Origin of the sequence: Isoptericola sp. NPDC056578, from assembly GCF_042793275.1 — a bacterium.
In the GTDB taxonomy this organism is placed as follows: Bacteria; Actinomycetota; Actinomycetes; order Actinomycetales; family Cellulomonadaceae; genus Isoptericola.
The window spans coordinates 42,293-58,046 of the sequence record NZ_JBHTVC010000014.1; the positions used below are offsets into that span (position 1 = coordinate 42,293).

16 protein-coding genes are annotated in these 15,754 nt (G+C 76.9%); 5 read left to right on the forward strand and 11 right to left on the reverse strand.

Features of this window, described 5'->3' with window-relative positions:
- The first annotated feature begins 114 nt into the window (after window positions 1–114).
- Window positions 115–675 carry a TetR/AcrR family transcriptional regulator gene (locus tag ACFQ80_RS07875; RefSeq protein ID WP_430552340.1) on the forward strand — a complete coding sequence of 187 codons (561 nt, stop codon included), beginning with the start codon at window positions 115–117 and terminating at the stop codon, window positions 673–675.
- Between the two features lie 15 nt (window positions 676–690).
- Here ACFQ80_RS07875 and ACFQ80_RS07880 read toward each other — a convergent pair whose 3' ends face one another.
- The 7 genes from ACFQ80_RS07880 to hemE form a co-directional block, all read right to left on the reverse strand.
- Window positions 691–1,206 carry an isochorismatase family protein gene (locus ACFQ80_RS07880; protein WP_430563257.1) on the reverse strand — a complete coding sequence of 172 codons (516 nt, stop codon included), beginning with the start codon at window positions 1,204–1,206 and terminating at the stop codon, window positions 691–693.
- 60 nt (window positions 1,207–1,266) lie between these two features.
- Entirely contained in the window at window positions 1,267–2,625 is a 1,359-nt protein-coding gene (gene hemL, locus ACFQ80_RS07885) for a glutamate-1-semialdehyde 2,1-aminomutase (RefSeq protein WP_430563258.1), read from the reverse strand.
- Window positions 2,613–3,578, reverse strand: a complete 966-nt coding sequence (hemB, locus tag ACFQ80_RS07890; RefSeq protein WP_430563275.1) for a porphobilinogen synthase — start codon at window positions 3,576–3,578, stop codon at window positions 2,613–2,615. The genes hemL and hemB overlap by 13 nt, the downstream gene beginning before the upstream one ends.
- Before the next feature lie 56 nt (window positions 3,579–3,634).
- Entirely contained in the window at window positions 3,635–4,507 is an 873-nt protein-coding gene (locus ACFQ80_RS07895) for a uroporphyrinogen-III synthase (protein ID WP_430563259.1), read from the reverse strand.
- Window positions 4,504–5,592 (reverse strand): hydroxymethylbilane synthase, encoded by a 1,089-nt coding sequence (hemC, locus tag ACFQ80_RS07900; RefSeq protein ID WP_430563260.1) that lies wholly within the window; start codon window positions 5,590–5,592, stop codon window positions 4,504–4,506. Before hemC ends, ACFQ80_RS07895 begins: the two co-directional genes overlap by 4 nt.
- A gap of 176 nt (window positions 5,593–5,768) precedes the next feature.
- The gene (locus tag ACFQ80_RS07905) at window positions 5,769–7,274 is read right to left on the reverse strand and encodes a protoporphyrinogen/coproporphyrinogen oxidase (protein WP_430563261.1); all 1,506 of its coding nucleotides are present in this window, start codon (window positions 7,272–7,274) and stop codon (window positions 5,769–5,771) included.
- Window positions 7,271–8,425, reverse strand: coding sequence for a uroporphyrinogen decarboxylase (gene hemE / locus ACFQ80_RS07910; RefSeq protein WP_430563262.1), 1,155 nt, complete (start codon window positions 8,423–8,425; stop codon window positions 7,271–7,273). Before hemE ends, ACFQ80_RS07905 begins: the two co-directional genes overlap by 4 nt.
- A gap of 49 nt (window positions 8,426–8,474) precedes the next feature.
- Between hemE and ACFQ80_RS07915 the strand changes: the two genes are divergently transcribed.
- The 3 genes from ACFQ80_RS07915 to ACFQ80_RS07925 all read left to right on the forward strand — a co-directional run bounded on the left by ACFQ80_RS07915 (window position 8,475) and on the right by ACFQ80_RS07925 (window position 11,526).
- Complete coding sequence (locus ACFQ80_RS07915; protein ID WP_430563263.1) at window positions 8,475–9,908, forward strand: glutamyl-tRNA reductase; 1,434 nt, start codon at window positions 8,475–8,477, stop codon at window positions 9,906–9,908.
- A 188-nt stretch (window positions 9,909–10,096) separates the two neighbouring features.
- On the forward strand, window positions 10,097–10,471 hold the full coding sequence (locus ACFQ80_RS07920; protein ID WP_430552332.1) for an SHOCT domain-containing protein: 375 nt from the start codon (window positions 10,097–10,099) through the stop codon (window positions 10,469–10,471).
- A 104-nt stretch (window positions 10,472–10,575) separates the two neighbouring features.
- Window positions 10,576–11,526, forward strand: a complete 951-nt coding sequence (locus ACFQ80_RS07925; RefSeq protein WP_430552331.1) for a Ppx/GppA phosphatase family protein — start codon at window positions 10,576–10,578, stop codon at window positions 11,524–11,526.
- Window positions 11,527–11,562: 36 nt separating this feature from the next.
- On the opposite strand, the gene ACFQ80_RS07930 is transcribed toward ACFQ80_RS07925, so the two are convergent.
- The 4 genes from ACFQ80_RS07930 to ACFQ80_RS07945 all read right to left on the reverse strand — a co-directional run bounded on the left by ACFQ80_RS07930 (window position 11,563) and on the right by ACFQ80_RS07945 (window position 14,621).
- Window positions 11,563–11,850: a DUF6510 family protein gene (locus ACFQ80_RS07930; protein ID WP_430552330.1), complete on the reverse strand. Its 288-nt coding sequence runs from the start codon at window positions 11,848–11,850 to the stop codon at window positions 11,563–11,565.
- Window positions 11,850–12,560 carry an FAD-binding oxidoreductase gene (locus ACFQ80_RS07935; protein ID WP_430563264.1) on the reverse strand — a complete coding sequence of 237 codons (711 nt, stop codon included), beginning with the start codon at window positions 12,558–12,560 and terminating at the stop codon, window positions 11,850–11,852. Before ACFQ80_RS07935 ends, ACFQ80_RS07930 begins: the two co-directional genes overlap by 1 nt.
- Window positions 12,557–13,150, reverse strand: a complete 594-nt coding sequence (locus tag ACFQ80_RS07940; protein ID WP_430552328.1) for a molybdopterin-dependent oxidoreductase — start codon at window positions 13,148–13,150, stop codon at window positions 12,557–12,559. The genes ACFQ80_RS07935 and ACFQ80_RS07940 overlap by 4 nt, the downstream gene beginning before the upstream one ends.
- A gap of 103 nt (window positions 13,151–13,253) precedes the next feature.
- Window positions 13,254–14,621 (reverse strand): CoA transferase, encoded by a 1,368-nt coding sequence (locus ACFQ80_RS07945; protein ID WP_430563265.1) that lies wholly within the window; start codon window positions 14,619–14,621, stop codon window positions 13,254–13,256.
- Between the two features lie 63 nt (window positions 14,622–14,684).
- Here ACFQ80_RS07945 and ACFQ80_RS07950 point away from each other — a divergent pair, with 63 nt between their 5' ends.
- Window positions 14,685–15,518 carry a DUF5926 family protein gene (locus tag ACFQ80_RS07950; RefSeq protein WP_430563266.1) on the forward strand — a complete coding sequence of 278 codons (834 nt, stop codon included), beginning with the start codon at window positions 14,685–14,687 and terminating at the stop codon, window positions 15,516–15,518.
- The last annotated feature ends 236 nt before the right edge of the window (window positions 15,519–15,754 follow it).

Consider the following 15,754-nt stretch of genomic DNA (forward strand, 5'->3'; position numbering starts at 1 on the left):
CCTGGTTGACGGTACTGGCGGCGGTTCGCTGCGGTCGGCCGGATTCCAAAGTGGAACACGAGTGTTCCAACCCGGTCAAGCACTATTCCATTCCACGGGTGTAGCGTTCGCCGCATGACGGAGGTGCAGGACGTCGAGACAGGAGCCCGCGCGCGCACGCGCCGAGCGATCGTCGAGGCCGCGGTGACCCAGCTCGCGCGCGACCCCGGGGTGGCCCTCGGGCAGGTCGCCGACGCCGCAGGGGTCGGCCGCACCACGCTGCACCGCTACTTCCCCGAGCGCTCCGACCTGCTCGAGGCCGTCGGCGCCGAGACCGCGGCGCGGCTGGAGGAGGCCCACGACCGCGCCCGGCTCGACCAGGGCACCGCCCGCGAGGCGCTGCGCCGGCTCTGCCCCGAGTACCTGCTGCTCGGCGACCACCTCACGCTGCTGTTCACGGAGGTGGTGCCCGACGGCCCCGCCGACGGGTGCGCGGACGACGACCCGATGGTCGCGCTGGTCGAGCGCGGGCGCGCCGACGGCAGCCTCGACCCCGAGCTCAGCCCGGCGTGGGTGATCGGCACGATCTGGGCGCAGCTCTACCTGGCCTGGGAGACGCTGCGCGAGGGTCACGAGTCGCGCCACGACGTCGTGCAGCAGCTGATGCGCACGGTGGACAAGGCGCTCGCCCCCTGACGGGCCCCCGCGCGGTCAGCCGTGCAGCGCGACCTGGTCGTGCGGGGCGACGCCGTGCGAGCGGCCCGGGTACCGCAGCCCGGAGAAGTACAGGGTCGTGTGGGCGACGATGTGCCTGGCGGGGACGGCGACGCCCTCCCACACGGCGTCGGTCGTCGTGTGGGCGTCGCTCACCAGGGTGACGTCGAGACCGCGGGCGGCGGCAGCCTGCGTGGTGGTCCGGATGCAGTAGTCGGACTGCGCCCCGGCGACGACGAGGCGCGTCGCGGCGAGGTCGTGCAGCACGACGTCGAGATCCGTGCCCGCGAACGCGTCGCGGTACGCCTTGCGCACCAGGGGCTCGCCGGGGGCTCGCTCGAGGGGCGCGGCGAGCCGCCAGCCCGGGGTGCCCTCGGGCAGGTCGCCGTGGTCCTGCACCCACACCACCGGGGTGCCCTCACGGCGTGCGCGGTCCACCAGCGCGGCCGTGCGGCGCACGACGCCGTCGGCGTCGAGGCACCCGTCGAGCACCCCGACCTGCAGGTCGATCACCAGCAGCACGGTCCGCCCGGTCGCGGTCGACCGGGGCGCCGGAGTCGTGTCCACCGTCGGTCAGGCGGTCGCCGCCGCGGCGGCGCGGGCGCCGGCCGGCAGGGCGTCGAGGATGCGGTTCACGGCGTCGTCGTCGTGCGCGGCGGAGACGAACCACGCCTCGAAGACCGACGGCGGCAGGTTGACGCCCGCGTCGAGCAGGGCGTGGAACAGCGCGCGGTAGCGGTACGCCTCCTGCGCCTGGGCCTGCGCGTAGTCGCGGACGCCCTCGGCGGCGGCGAACGGCCCGAAGAACGTCGAGAAGAGGGAGCCGGCGCGCTGCACCCGGTGCTCCACGCCCTCGGCGGACAGGGCGTCGCCGAGCGCGGTGGCGATCGTGTCCGCGACGGCGTCGACCCGCGCGTAGACGCCGTCGTCGGCCAGGCGCAGCGTCGTGAGGCCGGCGGCGACGGCCACCGGATTCCCGGAGAGCGTGCCCGCCTGGTAGACGGGTCCGGTGGGGGCGAGCTGGTCCATGATCGACGCCGGGCCGCCCAGCCCCGCCACGGGCATACCGCCGCCCACGACCTTGCCGAAGGTGATCAGGTCGGGGGTGTACCCCTCGCCGCCCTCGCGACGGATCCGGGCGTTCTCCAGCCCCCACCAGCCGGACGGGCCGACGCGGAAGCCGGTGAGCACCTCGTCCATGACGAACAGGGCGCCGTGCGCGCGCGTGACGCGGCGCAGCCCCTCGTTGAACCCCTCGGCCGGGGGCACCACGCCCATGTTGGCGGGGCTCGCCTCGGTGATGACGGCGGCGATGCGCGAGCCGTGCTGCGCGAACGCGGCCTCGACGGCGGCGAGGTCGTTGTACGGCAGCACGAGGGTCTCGGCCGCCGACGCCTCGGTGACCCCGGCGGTGCCCGGCATGGCGAGCGTCGCGACGCCCGACCCGGCCTCCGCCAGCAGCGCGTCGACGTGGCCGTGGTAGCAGCCGGCGAACTTCACGACGAGCGGGCGACCGGTGACGCCGCGCGCCAGGCGGACGGCCGTCATCGTCGCCTCGGTGCCCGTGGAGACGAGGCGCACGCGCTCCGCGACGGGCACCCGGCGGCGGATCTCCTCCGCGAGCTCCACCTCGGCCACCGTGGGCGCGCCGAACGACAGGCCGCGCGCCGCGGCGTCCTGCACGGCCGCGACGACCTCGGGGTGCGCGTGGCCCAGCAGCGCCGGCCCCCACGAGCAGACGAGGTCCACGTACTCGCGCCCCGCGACGTCCGTGACGTACGGGCCGCGCGCGCTCGCGAGGAACCGCGGGTCGCCGCCCACCGAGCCGTACGCCCGGACGGGGGAGTTCACGCCCCCGGGGATGGCGGCCTGGGCGCGCAGGAACGCGGCGTGGTTGTCGGTGGTGTGCGTGCTTGCGGTCACTTGATCCACTCCGCGATCTCGTTGGCCCAGTAGGTGAGGACGACGTCGGCGCCGGCGCGCTTGATGGCGGTCACGGACTCGAGCACGGCGGCCTTCCGGTCGATCCAGCCGTTCGCGGCGGCCGCCTCGATCATCGCGTACTCGCCCGAGACCTGGTACGCCGCGACCGGCACGTCGGACCGGTCCGCGACGGAGCGCAGCACGTCGAGCGACGTCCCGGCCGGCTTCACCATGACCATGTCCGCGCCCTCGGCGAGGTCGAGGTCCGCCTCGCGCAGGCCCTCGCGGGCGTTGGCGGCGTCCATCTGGTACGTGCGGCGGTCCCCCTGGAGGGAGCTGTCGACGGCCTCGCGGAACGGGCCGTAGAACGCGCTCGCGTACTTCGCGCTGTACGCGAGGATGCTCACCTGGTCGAAGCCCGCGTCGTCGAGCGCGTCCCGGATGACGGCGACCTGGCCGTCCATCATCCCGGAGGGCGCCACGACCTCCGCGCCCGCCCGCGCCTGGGCGACGGCCATCGCCGCGTACCGGTCGAGGGTCGCGTCGTTGTCCACGGAGCCGTCGGCGGCGAGCACGCCGCAGTGGCCGTGGTCGGTGAACTCGTCCAGGCACGTGTCCGCCATGACGACGGGGCCCGGGCGCCCGGACGAGCCCGCTGGAACCTCTGCCTCGACGGCGGCGACGGCCTCGCGCGCGACGCGGATGCCGCGCTGGAGGATCCCGTCGGGGTCGTCGCCGGCGGTGCCCGTCGCGTCGCGCTCGGCGGGGATGCCGAACAGCATGACGCCGCCCAGGCCCGCGCGTGCCGCGCCCGCGACGGCGTCGCGCAGCGTGGCCTCGGTGTGCTGCACCTGGCCGGGCATCGACGTGATCGGCGCCGGCTCGGCCAGGCCCTCCTTGACGAACAGCGGCAGCACGAGGTCCGCCGCGTGCAGGCGGGTCTCGGCGGCCAGGCGCCGCATCCGGGGGGTGGTGCGCAGGCGGCGCGGTCGGTACACGATGCCGGTGCCCGAGGTGCTCACGGGTGCTCCTTCGCTGAGGTGTCGGGCGCACGGTTCGTTCCCGTGGGCCGAGTGTCTGACAGTGCCGGGTCTGACGGTGCGAGCCCTGACAGCGCCCGCTCGACGGCGGCGGCGAGCGCGTCGTCGGTGGGGTGCGCCGCGACCGCGGCGACGTGCAGCCCGGCGTCGCGGGCGGCGTCGGCCGAGGGCGTGCCGATGGCGACGACGGGCGTGCCGGTGCCCGCCTGCGCGGCGATCTCGCGCGCCACGGAGCCGGACGAGACGACGACGACGTCGAAGCCGCCGGCGCGGGCGCGCTCCGCGAGGTCCGAGGGCAGCGCGTGGCGCACGGTGCGGTACGCCGTCACGACGTGCGGCGCCCAGCCGCGGTCGGCGAGCCCGTCGTCGAGGGTCGGGCGGGCGAGGTCGCCGAGCGGCAGCAGCACGGCCGGTGTCTCCGGGTCCGTGACGGCCGGGTCGGGGAACGCCGCGACCAGGCCGGCGGCGGTGGCGTCGTCCTCGGGCACGAGGTCGGTCGTGACGCCGACCGCGGCGAGGGCACGGGTCGTCGCGGGCCCGACGGCGGCCCATCGCGCGGGGGTCTCCGCGAGGCTCGTGCCGGTCCGGGCGGCGGCGTCGGCGAGCGCGTCGACGGCGTTGACGCTGGTCACGACCGCCCAGACGTAGGCGCCCCGGGCCAGGCCGCGGACGGCGTCGTCGAGCGGGGCGAGGTCGTCCGCCGGCGCGCGCTCGATCACGGGGGCCGCGACGACCTCCAGCCCCAGGTCGCGCAGCCGTGCCACGAGGCCGGCGCCGCGCTCCGGCGCGCGCGCCACGAGGACGGACCTCGCCGGGGGCGAGGTGGCGGGGGTGGCGTCCTCGGAGGTCACGCGCCCTCCGGGTCGTCGGTGCCGGTGGGGGTGTGCAGGGGCTCGACGTCGGACCGCGGCGCGACGTCGTCGTCCTCCCCGGTGCGGGGCTCGCCCGTGCCGCCCACCAGCGGCGCGAGGCGGGCCGCGCCGTCGGCGAGCAGCGACTCGGCCACGCGGACGCCCAGGGCGGTCGCGGCGTCGTCCTGCGCAGCCTGGTCGCGGGGGCCGGCGTCCGCGGCGAGGGCCGCCGACGCGCTGTGCGTGAGCTGTTCGGTCCCGTCGACGCGCGCGACGACGGCGGTGAGCTGCAGCTCGCCCGCCTCGACGCGGGCGTGCGCGCCGACCGGCGCCGCGCACCCGGCCTCGAGCCGCGCGAGCACCGCGCGCTCGGCCAGCACGGCGAGCCGGGTCGGACGGTGGTCGAGGGCGGCGAACGCGTCGGCCAGGGGGGTGCCGGGCGCCAGGTCGGCGGTGCGGGCCTCGACGGCGAGGGCGCCCTGCCCGGGGGCGGGGGCCACGACGACCGGGTCGAGCGCCTGCGAGACCACCTCGGTGCGGCCCAGCCGGGACAGGCCGGCGAGCGCGAGCACGACGGCGTCGAGGTCGGCGTCCGGGCCGAGCGCGCGGGCCAGGCGGGTCTCGACGTTGCCGCGGATGTCCACCAGCTCGACGTCGGGCCGCGCGGCCTGCACCTGCGCCGCCCGGCGCGGGGAGCCGGTGCCGACGCGGGCGCCTCGGGGCAGGGTGTCGAGCGTGAGGCCGTCGCGGGCGCACAGCGCGTCGCGCGGGTCCTCCCGCTCCGGGGTGACGATCGTGAGCTCGGCGGGCTGCGCCGTCGGCAGGTCCTTGAGCGAGTGCACGGCCACGTCGCAGCGCCCGTCGAGCAGCGCCTCCCGCAGCGCGGTGACGAACACGCCCGTGCCGCCCAGCGAGGCGAGCGAGCCCGTCTTCACGTCACCCTCCGTGCGGATGCGCACCAGCTCGACCGGCCGGCCCAGCAGCTCCTCCAGCCGGCGCGCGACCAGGCCGGACTGCGTCGTCGCGAGGGCGCTGCCGCGGGTGCCGAGGCGCAGCGGGGCGGGGGCGGTCTCGGGGGTGCTCACCGGTCCAGTGTCGCGCAGCGGCACGGCCTGTGGACAACTCCCGGGCGGCCCGGAGGCCGATCTCACACGCTTCTCCCGTCGTCCTGACGCCGGGTCATGACGATGCGTCACCACCGCCCCCGAGTTGTCAGGATGTGCGCCGGGCATACCGCGCGCTCATCCTGACAGGTCGCGGGTCAGAGGGCGGCGACGGCGGCCTGCGCGTGCGCGACGATCGCCGCGAGGCCGGTGCCGGCCACCCAGCCGCCGGTCACGGCCAGCCCCGGCGTGTGCCCGACGGCGGCGGTGAAGGCGCCGACCTGCGCGCGGTAGTCGGGGGTGGGCGGGGGGAGGGAGCCGGCCCAGCGCTGCAGCAGGTGGTCGCGGACCCGGTCGGTGAGGTCGACGCCGAGCAGCGCGGACGCGTCGCGGGCGGCCTCGTCGGCCGACGGCGGCTCGGTCGCGGTGCCGATCCGGCCGTACGACAGCCGCACCACGTGCGCCCCCGGCCCGGCCACGGCGCGCACGCGGTCGGCCAGCCACGGCCACTTCGCGGTCGCGTGTGTCAGCGCCTTGGCGCGCACCTCGTCCGCCCCGGCGCCGTCGGGTGCGACGAGGAGCCCGGAGCCGCGCGGGGCGTCGTCGAGCTCGGGCGCGTCGAGCAGGAGCGTCGCGAGCCAGATGTCGGCGCCGGCCTCCGGCGTCGGCGCGGGCACGGACCCCGGCCCGACCGCGCCCGGAGCCGTCACCCACGGGGCCAGCAGCGGTGCGACCTGCGGCGTCGTCACGACCAGCCGCGGCGCGCGCACGGTGTCGCCGACGGTCGTGGTGACCTGCCAGTCCGCGCCGACCCGCTCCACGCCGTCGACCTGCTGCCCCACGCGCACGGCCGCGTGGATCGGGCCGGTCGCGTCGGTGCGCGGGGAGTCGGCGAACTCCTCGGCGCTCGCGGCGATCTCACCGGTGAGGGCCTCGACGATCGCGTGGATGCCGCCGTCGATGCCGCGCACGGCGGACCCGGCGGGCGCGGCCGCCCGCAGCTCCCCGACGGCGCGCGACAGCGACGCGGTGCGCGCGAACGCGTCGAGCAGCCCGGGTGCGACGGCGGCCACGTCGAGGCGGTCGAGCGGCGCCGAGTGCACCCCGGTGGCGACGGGCGCGACGAGCCGGTCGGCCACGCGCCGTCCGAGCCGGGACCGCACCAGCGTCCCGAGGTCGGTGGTGTCGGCGACGAACCGCGGCAGCACGCGGTCCAAGGCCGCTCGTGCGACGCCGGGCCAGCCGATCGCGCGGCGGACGTCGGGCGCCCACGGCACGGAGGGGATGCCGAGCACGCCGGCCTTCGGCAGCGGGAAGGCGTGGCCCGCGGCGTACCCCCACGCGGACAGCGGGGCCGGGCTCACGACGTCCAGCCCGAGCTCCTCGGCCAGGTCCGTGACGGCGGTGCCGCGCGCCGCGAACGACTCGGCGCCGAGGTCGAGGCGCACGGGCAGCGAGCCGAACGCGCCGCCGCGCACGGGCCCGCCCACGCGGTCGGACGCCTCGAGCAGCACCACCTGCAGGCCGCGGTGGACGAGGGTGCGGGCCGCGACGAGCCCGCCGATCCCGCCGCCGACCACCACCGCGTCGACGTGCTCGGGCGGCCGGGCGGGCCGGCCGGAGGGCACGTCGTCGGGGGCGCCGAGCGGCGGGAGGGGCGTCACAGCGCGTGCACCAGCTCGACGACGCGCGTGAGCACGGTGGGGTCGGTGTCCGGCGGCACGCCGTGGCCGAGGTTGACCACGTGCCCGGGGGCCCCGGCGCCGCGCGCGACGACGTCGCGCACGTGCGCCTCGAGCACCGGCCACGGGGCGCCCAGCAGCGCGGGGTCGATGTTGCCCTGCACGGGGACGGCGCCGCGCGGGTGGTCGGCGAGCAGGGCGGCGGCCTCGTCCAGCGGGGTGCGGTAGTCCACGCCGACCGCGGGGTGCGTGACGCCGGCGGCGTCGAGCACGTCGCGCAGCGCCGGCAGCAGGTGCCCGGTGCCGGTGCCGAAGTGGATGGCCGGGAGGCCGCCGTCGTCGCCGGGGAGACGCAGGTCGGCGACGTGCGCCAGCGCGGCGGTCGACGACGGCGCCACGTGCGCGGTGTAGTCGGCCAGGGACAGGGAGCCCGCCCAGGAGTCGAAGAGCTGCACGGCCGAGGCGCCGGCGAGCACCTGCGTGCGCAGGAACCGGCCGGTGAGCTCGGCGGTCCAGGCGGTGAGGCGGGCCCACGTCTCCGGGTCGGCGTGCATGAGGGTGCGGGCGGCGAGGTGGTCGCGCGACGGCCGGCCCTCGACCAGGTAGGCGGCGAGCGTGAACGGCGCGCCGCCGAACCCGAGCAGCGGCACGTCCCCCAGCTCGGCCACGGTGAGGCGCACGGCCTCCGCGATGGGGGCGAGCGCGCCGTCGTCGAGCGTGCGGGACGTGAGCCGGGCGACGTCCTCGGCCGTGCGGTACGGCTGGTCCATTACGGGCCCCACCCCGGGCTTGATGTCCACGTCCACGCCCGCGAGCCGCAGCGGCACGACGATGTCGCTGAAGAAGACGGCGGCGTCCACGTGGTGGCGGCGCACGGGCTGGAGGGTGATTTCCGCGGCGAGCGGTGGCCGGAGGCAGGAGTCGAGCATCCCTACCCCCTGACGGACCTCGCGGTACTCGGGCAGGGAGCGGCCCGCCTGCCGCATGAACCACACGGGGGTCACGTCCGGACGCTCGCCCCGCAGGGCACGCACCAGCGGGGAGCGCGTCGTCCGGCCGTCGACCAGCGGGTGGCCGGCGGGCAGCGGGTGGGTCTCGCGGCTGGGCTCGGGGGCGATCGTGGTGGATGTCACGGTTCATGATTCTGCCCCGCTTGTTCGGCCCTCTTAAAGTGGAGCCACTGTGGTACTCCTCTCCCTCACCGCCTCGCACCGCGAGCTGGACCTGGACGCGCTCGAGCGGCTGTCCACCGGGTCCGGCTCCGTCGGGCGCGTCGCCGTGGGGTCGTGCGGGCCCGTGCAGGGCGCCGTGGTGATCTCCACGTGCAACCGTTTCGAGCTCTACCTGGACGTCGACGCGCCGCTGCAGGGCGACGCCGTGCGGCACACCACGCGGCACGTCGCGGCGCTCGTCGCCGCCGGCTCCGGGGTGTCCGAGGAGGTCGCGGCGGACTCCTTCACGGTCCGGACGGGGCCGGAGGTCACCTCGCACCTGTTCACCGTGGCCGCGGGGCTGGACTCGATGGTCGTGGGGGAGCGGGAGATCGCCGGGCAGGTGAAGCGCGCCCTCGCCGAGGCCCGGACGGACGGCACCACGTCCAAGACCCTCGAGCTGCTGTTCCAGACGGCGTCGCGCACGTCGAAGCGCGTCGGCACGCGGACGGAGCTCGGCGCCGCAGGGCGGTCCGTCGTGTCGCTCGGCCTCGACCTCGCCGGGCGGGACGTCGTCCCGGGCTCCGCTGGCCGGGACGTCCCGGGCGGCCGTGCCGACCAGGACGGGTCGTGGCGGGGCGTGCGGACGGTGCTCATCGGCACGGGCTCGTACGCGGGGGCGTCGGTGGCGGCCCTGCGCGCCCGCGGCTGCGACGACGTGCGGGTGTACTCGCGCTCCGGCCGCGCCGAGGCCTTCGCGGCTGGCCACGACGTCGTGGCGGCGCCGGACCTGGTCGAGGCGCTCGCCGACGCCGACCTCGTGGTCTCGTGCTCGGGCGCGCGCGGCCGCCGGCCCTCGGGCGGCGTCGCGGACGGGCAGGCCGAGGCGTCCCTGGAGTACGTGCTCGACGCGGCCGCCGTGGTGCGCTCGCGGGAGCGGGCCGCGGCCGCCGCGGGCGACGAGCCGGAGCCGCGCCCCCTGGTGGTGCTCGACCTGGCGCTGCACCGCGACGTGGACCCGCGCGTCGCGGACGTCGAGGGCGTGCTGCTGTACGACCTCGGCACGCTCAAGGCGCACGCCCCGGCCACCGCCGCGGACGTCGTCGACCGGGCCCGCCGGATCGTGGACGACGCGGCCGCGGGCTTCGAGGAGACCCGCCTGGGCCGCGCGGCGGACGCCGCCGTCGTGGCCCTGTTCGACGCGGCGGAGGTCGAGGTCCGGCGCGAGGTCGACGCGGCGGTCGACCGCCTCACGACCGAGCTCGCGGCACGCGGCGGGACCCCCGACGAGGCCGACGTCGACGCCATCGCGCGCGACGTCCGCAGGCGGGTGCATGCCGCCCTGCACGGCGAGATCGTGGCCGTGCGCGCGGAGGCGCTGGCCCGGGCGCGGGCCGAGGAGGCCGCCGTCGTGGCGGGCGCCGAGGAGCTCGTCGAGGGCGCCGAGCGCACCGGTCGCCGCTGACGGTCCCGTTCCGACGCAGCACTGTCGCGAACCTCCCACAGAGCCCGGTTCGCCGGGTGGGGGCCCAGATCACCCTGTTTCAGCGCGCGCGTCCGGCATGTCAGCACTAGCGTGCCGAAAGCGGGCACCTGGCCGCCCCTGTCGGCCGTCGACGGTGTGGGAACCGCCTTCGAAAGGACGCGCTGAACATGGACACCTTCTGGGACTTCTTCTGGTACCTCGTCTGGATCTTCCTGTTCGTGGCCTACCTGATCGTCCTCTTCCAGATCCTCACCGACCTGTTCCGCGACCGGGACCTGTCGGGCTGGTGGAAGGCGGTGTGGGTCGTCTTCCTGATCTTCGTGCCGATGATCACCGCGCTGATCTACCTCATCGCCCGCGGCCGGGGGATGTCGGAGCGTCAGCTCGCGGCGGTGAAGGAGGCCAAGGCCGGCACCGACGCGTACATCCGGGAGGTGGCGGGCTCCCCGGCCGAGCACATCTCGTCGGCGAAGAAGCTGCTCGACGAGGGCACGATCACGCCCGAGGAGTACGAGCGCCTCAAGGCGAAGGCCCTCTCCTGACCGCCCACCGCTGACCGGCTCACGACGCCCGGCCCCGCCCCGCGGGACCGGGCGTCGTCGTGCGCGGGTCCCGGTGTCCGACCGCGCCGCTACGCTCGGCTGCCATGAGCAGCGCAGCCCCGGCCCCGGCGCCCCGCCTCGGCGTGATCGACATCGGCTCCAACACGGTGCACCTGCTCGTGCTGGACGCCCGGTACGGCGTGCGGCCCGTGCCGCACGCGGAGCGCAAGATCACCGTGCGCCTGATGCGCTATCTCGACGCCGACGGCGCGCTGTCCGACGAGGGGCGGCGGGCGATGCTGGCGGCCGTCGACGACGTCATGGAGCTCGCGCGCGAGTCGGCGGTCGACGAGCTGCTGCCGATGGCGACCTCCGCACTCCGGGACGCGGCCAACGGTGCCGCGGTGCTCGCCGAGATCGCCGGGCGGGTGGGCCGCGAGGTGGTGGTGCTCTCCGGCGAGGACGAGGCCCGGCTCACGTTCCTCGCCGCCCGCCGCTGGCACGGGTGGGCGGCCGGGCGGCTGCTGGTGCTGGACGTCGGCGGCGGCTCGCTGGAGATCGCGTCCGGCGTCGACGAGGAGCCGGACCTCGCCGCGTCCGTGCCGCTCGGCGCCGGACGGACCACGCGCGAGTACCTGCCCGACGACCCGCCCCCGCCCGAGCAGGTGCAGGCACTGCGCGTGCACGCCCGCGCGCTGCTGGCGCCCGTCGTCGACCGGCTCGCCACCGTGCCGGCGCCCGACCACGTGGTCGCGACGTCGAAGACGTTCCGCTCGCTCGCGCGGCTGGCCGGCATGCAGGTGGAGGCCGTCGGCCCGGACGACCGGTGGCGGATGCGCCTCGTCCAGCTCGCGGACTGGGTGCCGCGCCTGGCCCGCCTCACCGCCGAGGGACGCACCGCGCTGCCGGGCGTGACGCCCGAGCGCACGTACCAGATCGTCGGCGGCGCGGTCGTGGCGGAGGAGACCATGCGCGCGCTCGGCGTCGACGAGGTCGAGATCTGCCCGTGGGCGCTGCGCGAGGGCGCCGTGCTGCAGTGGCTCGACCACCTGTAGGCGCCGACCTGCGGGCGCCCGTCGGCAGGGCCGGGATCAGCGGGAGGGGCCCTGCACCCATGCCGCGCCGGACGCCGACACGCGGACCCCGTCGGGGCGTTCGACGACGACGAGCAGGACGGCGGCGCAGGTCGCGCAGCGCACGACGCCGCCCATCGCGGACAGGTGCACGGTGGTGCGGGCGAGGACGTCGGTGTGCCCGCAGCTCGCGCAGCGCACGACGGCGCGCGTGGTCTCGAAGGCGTAGACCTCGCTCAGCGCGCCGGCCAGGGCCGACCCGTCGAGGGCGGGCCCGTCGGGGAGGGTCGGCTCGGGGGACGACATCAGGCACCTCCGAAACGCTCGGTGCGGACCCGGTCGGGCGGGTGCCCGAGGCCGGTGAGCAGCCCGGCCGCCGCCTCCACGAAGCCGGTGGGGCCGCAGACGAACACGGAGGTGCCGTCGGCGGGCCCGAAGCCCGGGGCGACGAGGTCGTCGGTCGTGATCCGGCGCGGCGGCGCCGGCCAGCCCGGCGGGGCCTCGCGGGTGAAGACCCAGCGCACGTCGAACCCCCGGTCGGGGGTGTCGACCTCCCCGCGCTCGATCGCGTCGGCGGGCGTGCGCACCGAGCACACGAGGCGGAACGGCGCCCGGCGCCCGGTGCTGCGCCGGGCGCGCAGCATCGCGAGGAACGGCACGACGCCGGAGCCGCCGGCCACGAGCAGCACCGGGGCGGTGTCGGCGTCGTGCCACACGAAGTACCCGCCGAGCGGGCCGCGCACCTCGAGCTGGTCTCCCGGCCGGGCGTCGCGGACGAGGTAGGGCGACACCTCGCCGTCGGGCACCTCGTCCACCACGAGGTCGACCCGCTCGTCGTGCCCCGTCTCGGCGAGGGAGTAGGCGCGGGTGGCCTGGTAGCCGTCGGGGGCGGTGAGCCGCAGGTCGACGTGCTGGCCGGGCAGCGCGCCGACGAACCCCGGCACCGACAGGGTCAGGGCGCGGGCCGTGCGCGTCAGCGGTCGTGCGCCGACGACCGTCGCGACGTGCCAGCTCACGCGTACCGCTGCTCGAGCCAGGGGTCGCCGTAGGCGTGGTAGCCGTTCTGCTCCCAGAAGCCCAGGTCGTCGTCGTCCATGAGGTCGAGGCCGCGTAGCCACTTGGCGCTCTTCCAGAAGTACAGGTGCGGCACCAGGAGCCGGGCCGGCCCGCCGTGCACCGGCTCCAGCGGCTCGCCCTCGAACTCGAACGCCACCCATGCCTGCCCGTCGAGCAGGTCCTGGAGCGGCACGTTCGTCGTGTACCCGCCGTACGAGCGCGCCATGACGAACTCCGCGCTGGTCTCGACGTCGGCCAGCAGGGTGTCCAGGGAGACGCCGCGCCAGGTGGTGCCGAGCTTGGTCCAGTGCGTGACGCAGTGGATGTCGGTCACGACGTCCTCGGCCGGCAGCGCCATCAGCTGCTCCCACGTCCACGAGACGCCCTCGCCCGTCTCGGTGCGGACGGTGAGCTCCCAGCGGGACTCGTCCACGTTCGGGGTCGGCCCCGCCGACAGCACGGGGAAGTCGTCCGTGACGAACTGCCCCGGCGGGACCTGGTGCTCGGGCTCGGGGCGCCGGCCCCCGAAGCCCCGCGTGACGATGCCCATCGACGTCCCCTCTCGCGGGTGCCCGGCCCTACGGTGTCGGTCGGCCGGTGCTGGTCCGATCAGACCAGAGGCGCGGCCGTCTCGCACGTGCCGCGGGCGAGGATCATCCGCGCGCGGGTCCTGTCGACCACGCGGCGTGGTCGTCGCCCCACGGGCGCGCCGGCGCCGGGTGGTCGTCGTGGCCGGGCAGCGCGGGGCGGGCGGTCGTGACGCGCGGGCGGCGGCCGTGGCTCACGACCGACTCCGGGCCGGGCTCGGCGGCCGGCGGGGACCCGGGGGCCCGGGGGTCGGCGTCGAGCAGCCACGCGGCGGTGCGTGCGAGCGCCGCCGCGACGTCGCGGCCGCGCCCGTCGGCGCCGCGGGCGGCGAGCGCGTCCACGATGCCGGCGGCGAGCAGGTAGCCCGTCGCGTGGTCCAGCGCCTGCGCGGGCAGCGCGCCGGGAGCGACGCCGTCCGCGGACTCGAGCAGCGCGACGCCCGACGCCGCCTGCACGATCGAGTCGAAGCCGCGCCGGTGCGCCCACGGCCCGGCGTCGCCCCAGGCGGACACGTGCGCGACGACGGCGCCGGGCGGTGGCACGAGCCCGAACCGATCGAGCGCGCCGGGACGGTAGCCGGTGACGAGCACGTCGGCGTCGTCGAGCAGCGCCTGCGCGCGCTCGCGGTCGCCGGGGTCGCGCAGGTCGAGCAGGGTGGTGCGCTTGCCCTGCCCGACGTCGAGGTGCTGGTGGCGGATCTCGGCGGGCACGGGCGGGTCGACGCGCAGCACGTCGGCACCGAGCGCGGCCAGCGCCCGGGTGGCGACGGGGCCGGCGATGACCCGGGTGAGGTCGAGCACGCGCACGCCCGCGAGCGGTGCGGCCCCGCCCGGGAGGACGGCGGGTCGTGCGACGACGTCGTCGCGCGCCTCCGTCCGCACCAGGGGCCCTCGCCCCGCGGCCCGGCCGGGCGCGGACGCGCGCCACTCCGGCTCGGCGCGCACGCGGACGGCGATCGCACCCGCGGCGGCGGCATCGTCCTCCAGCGCCGCGGCGGAGGCGTCCGCGAGCCGGGCCGCGAGGGCGTCGCGGCCTGTGCCGTCGGGCATGCCGAGCAGGTGCAGCAGCCGGGCCCGGTGGTGCGGGTAGTTGGCGTGCGTGCGCACCCAGCCGTCGCGGGTGCGGAAGAAGCCGGACAGCGGCGCGAACCCCGGGACGGGTCGCCCGTCGAGCCGCAGCAGGCGGTCGGAACCGAACGACGCCGCGACCCGGGCCGGCGCCGGCCCCCGCTCCACCAGCGGGCCCGTCGCGCCCGCGCGTCGGGCGGCCGAGGCGAGGGCCGCGACCGACCCCAGCGCCAGGTCCAGGGCGGGCAGCGTGGCGGCGAGCCAGGCGTCCCGCGCGCCGTCGAGCGGCGGGACGTCGTCGTCGGGCGGGGCGCCGTCGCCGAGGCCCGCCCGGTAGTCCGCCACGAGGCGGCGCCACGGCTCCATCCCGTCACCGTACCCACGCCCGGCGAGGGCGGAGGGGGTGGCCGGGCCGATAGGATCGCGGGCATGGCCAAGAGCTCTGCGACCGCCCCTGTCCTGCGTCCGTTCGAGGGTCTTCCCGGGGAGGCCGACTGGGTCGCGCTGCGCGAGGTCGTGCCGTCCGCCACGGCCACGGCGCGCACGACCGCCGACCACGGCGGGAGCGACGTCACCGTCACGACCGTCCTGCCCGGCGGCTGGTGCGCGCTGCACCGCGAGGACGGCACGGTGCTGCTCGCGCTGCAGGGCCTGGGCGCGTCCGACGACCTCAGCCGCGACCTGGCCGCCGCGCTCCTCGCGGCGCTCGCCGCCGAGCCCGGCTCGGGCGTGCTGCCCGAGGACCTGCCGGCCCCGGCGGACGACGACCCGCGCCTCCAGGACGTGCTCGACGTCGACGTCCCGTTCGAGGTGACCGTGCACGACGGCTACGACTACTGGATCGACGCCGGCACGCAGATGACGGACGAGATCCGCGAGTCCCTCGACGAGGCGGCGGAGTCGTCCATCCCCACCGTGAAGCTGGCCTCGGTCCCGGCGGCGTACTGGTGCCGGATGTCGCGCGAGTTCCTGCGCTGGGCGCGCACGGAGGACGAGGACGCCGTCGTCGACGCGATCGCGCGGCTGCACGCGCGCCGCGAGTCGGGTCTCGTGGGCGGCAAGTTCCTCGGGATGTTCCGCGCCTGCGGGCTCGTGGTGCCGGTCTGGGAGCTGCCGCGCGGCACCGAGGCGGCGGAGCTGGAGGAGCCGGTGGCGGAGCTCGCGGGCAGGCTCGAGGAGGCGCTCGCGGTCACCGAGCCGCTGGACGCGAACGAGCGACGGGCCCGGGCCGGTATCGTCTCCCGACAGGTGACGTTGCGCTGACGCGGCGCCGCCCGGCGGCCTCGGTCGTCGGCGGTACCCCGCATCGTCGCGGGCTCCGCACGATCTTCACGGACCGTCCCGGTCGACACCGTTTCTTGACCCTAGGTCGGGCGTTCCGGGGGAGTACAGTTTCTCAGGAAAAGATTGCTCTTCTGATCCCCGGTGATTCCCCCAAGGGGGCACCGCACAGCACGCCGGCGGACCGCCGGCCGACACGGGCGAGAACCCAACAGGCA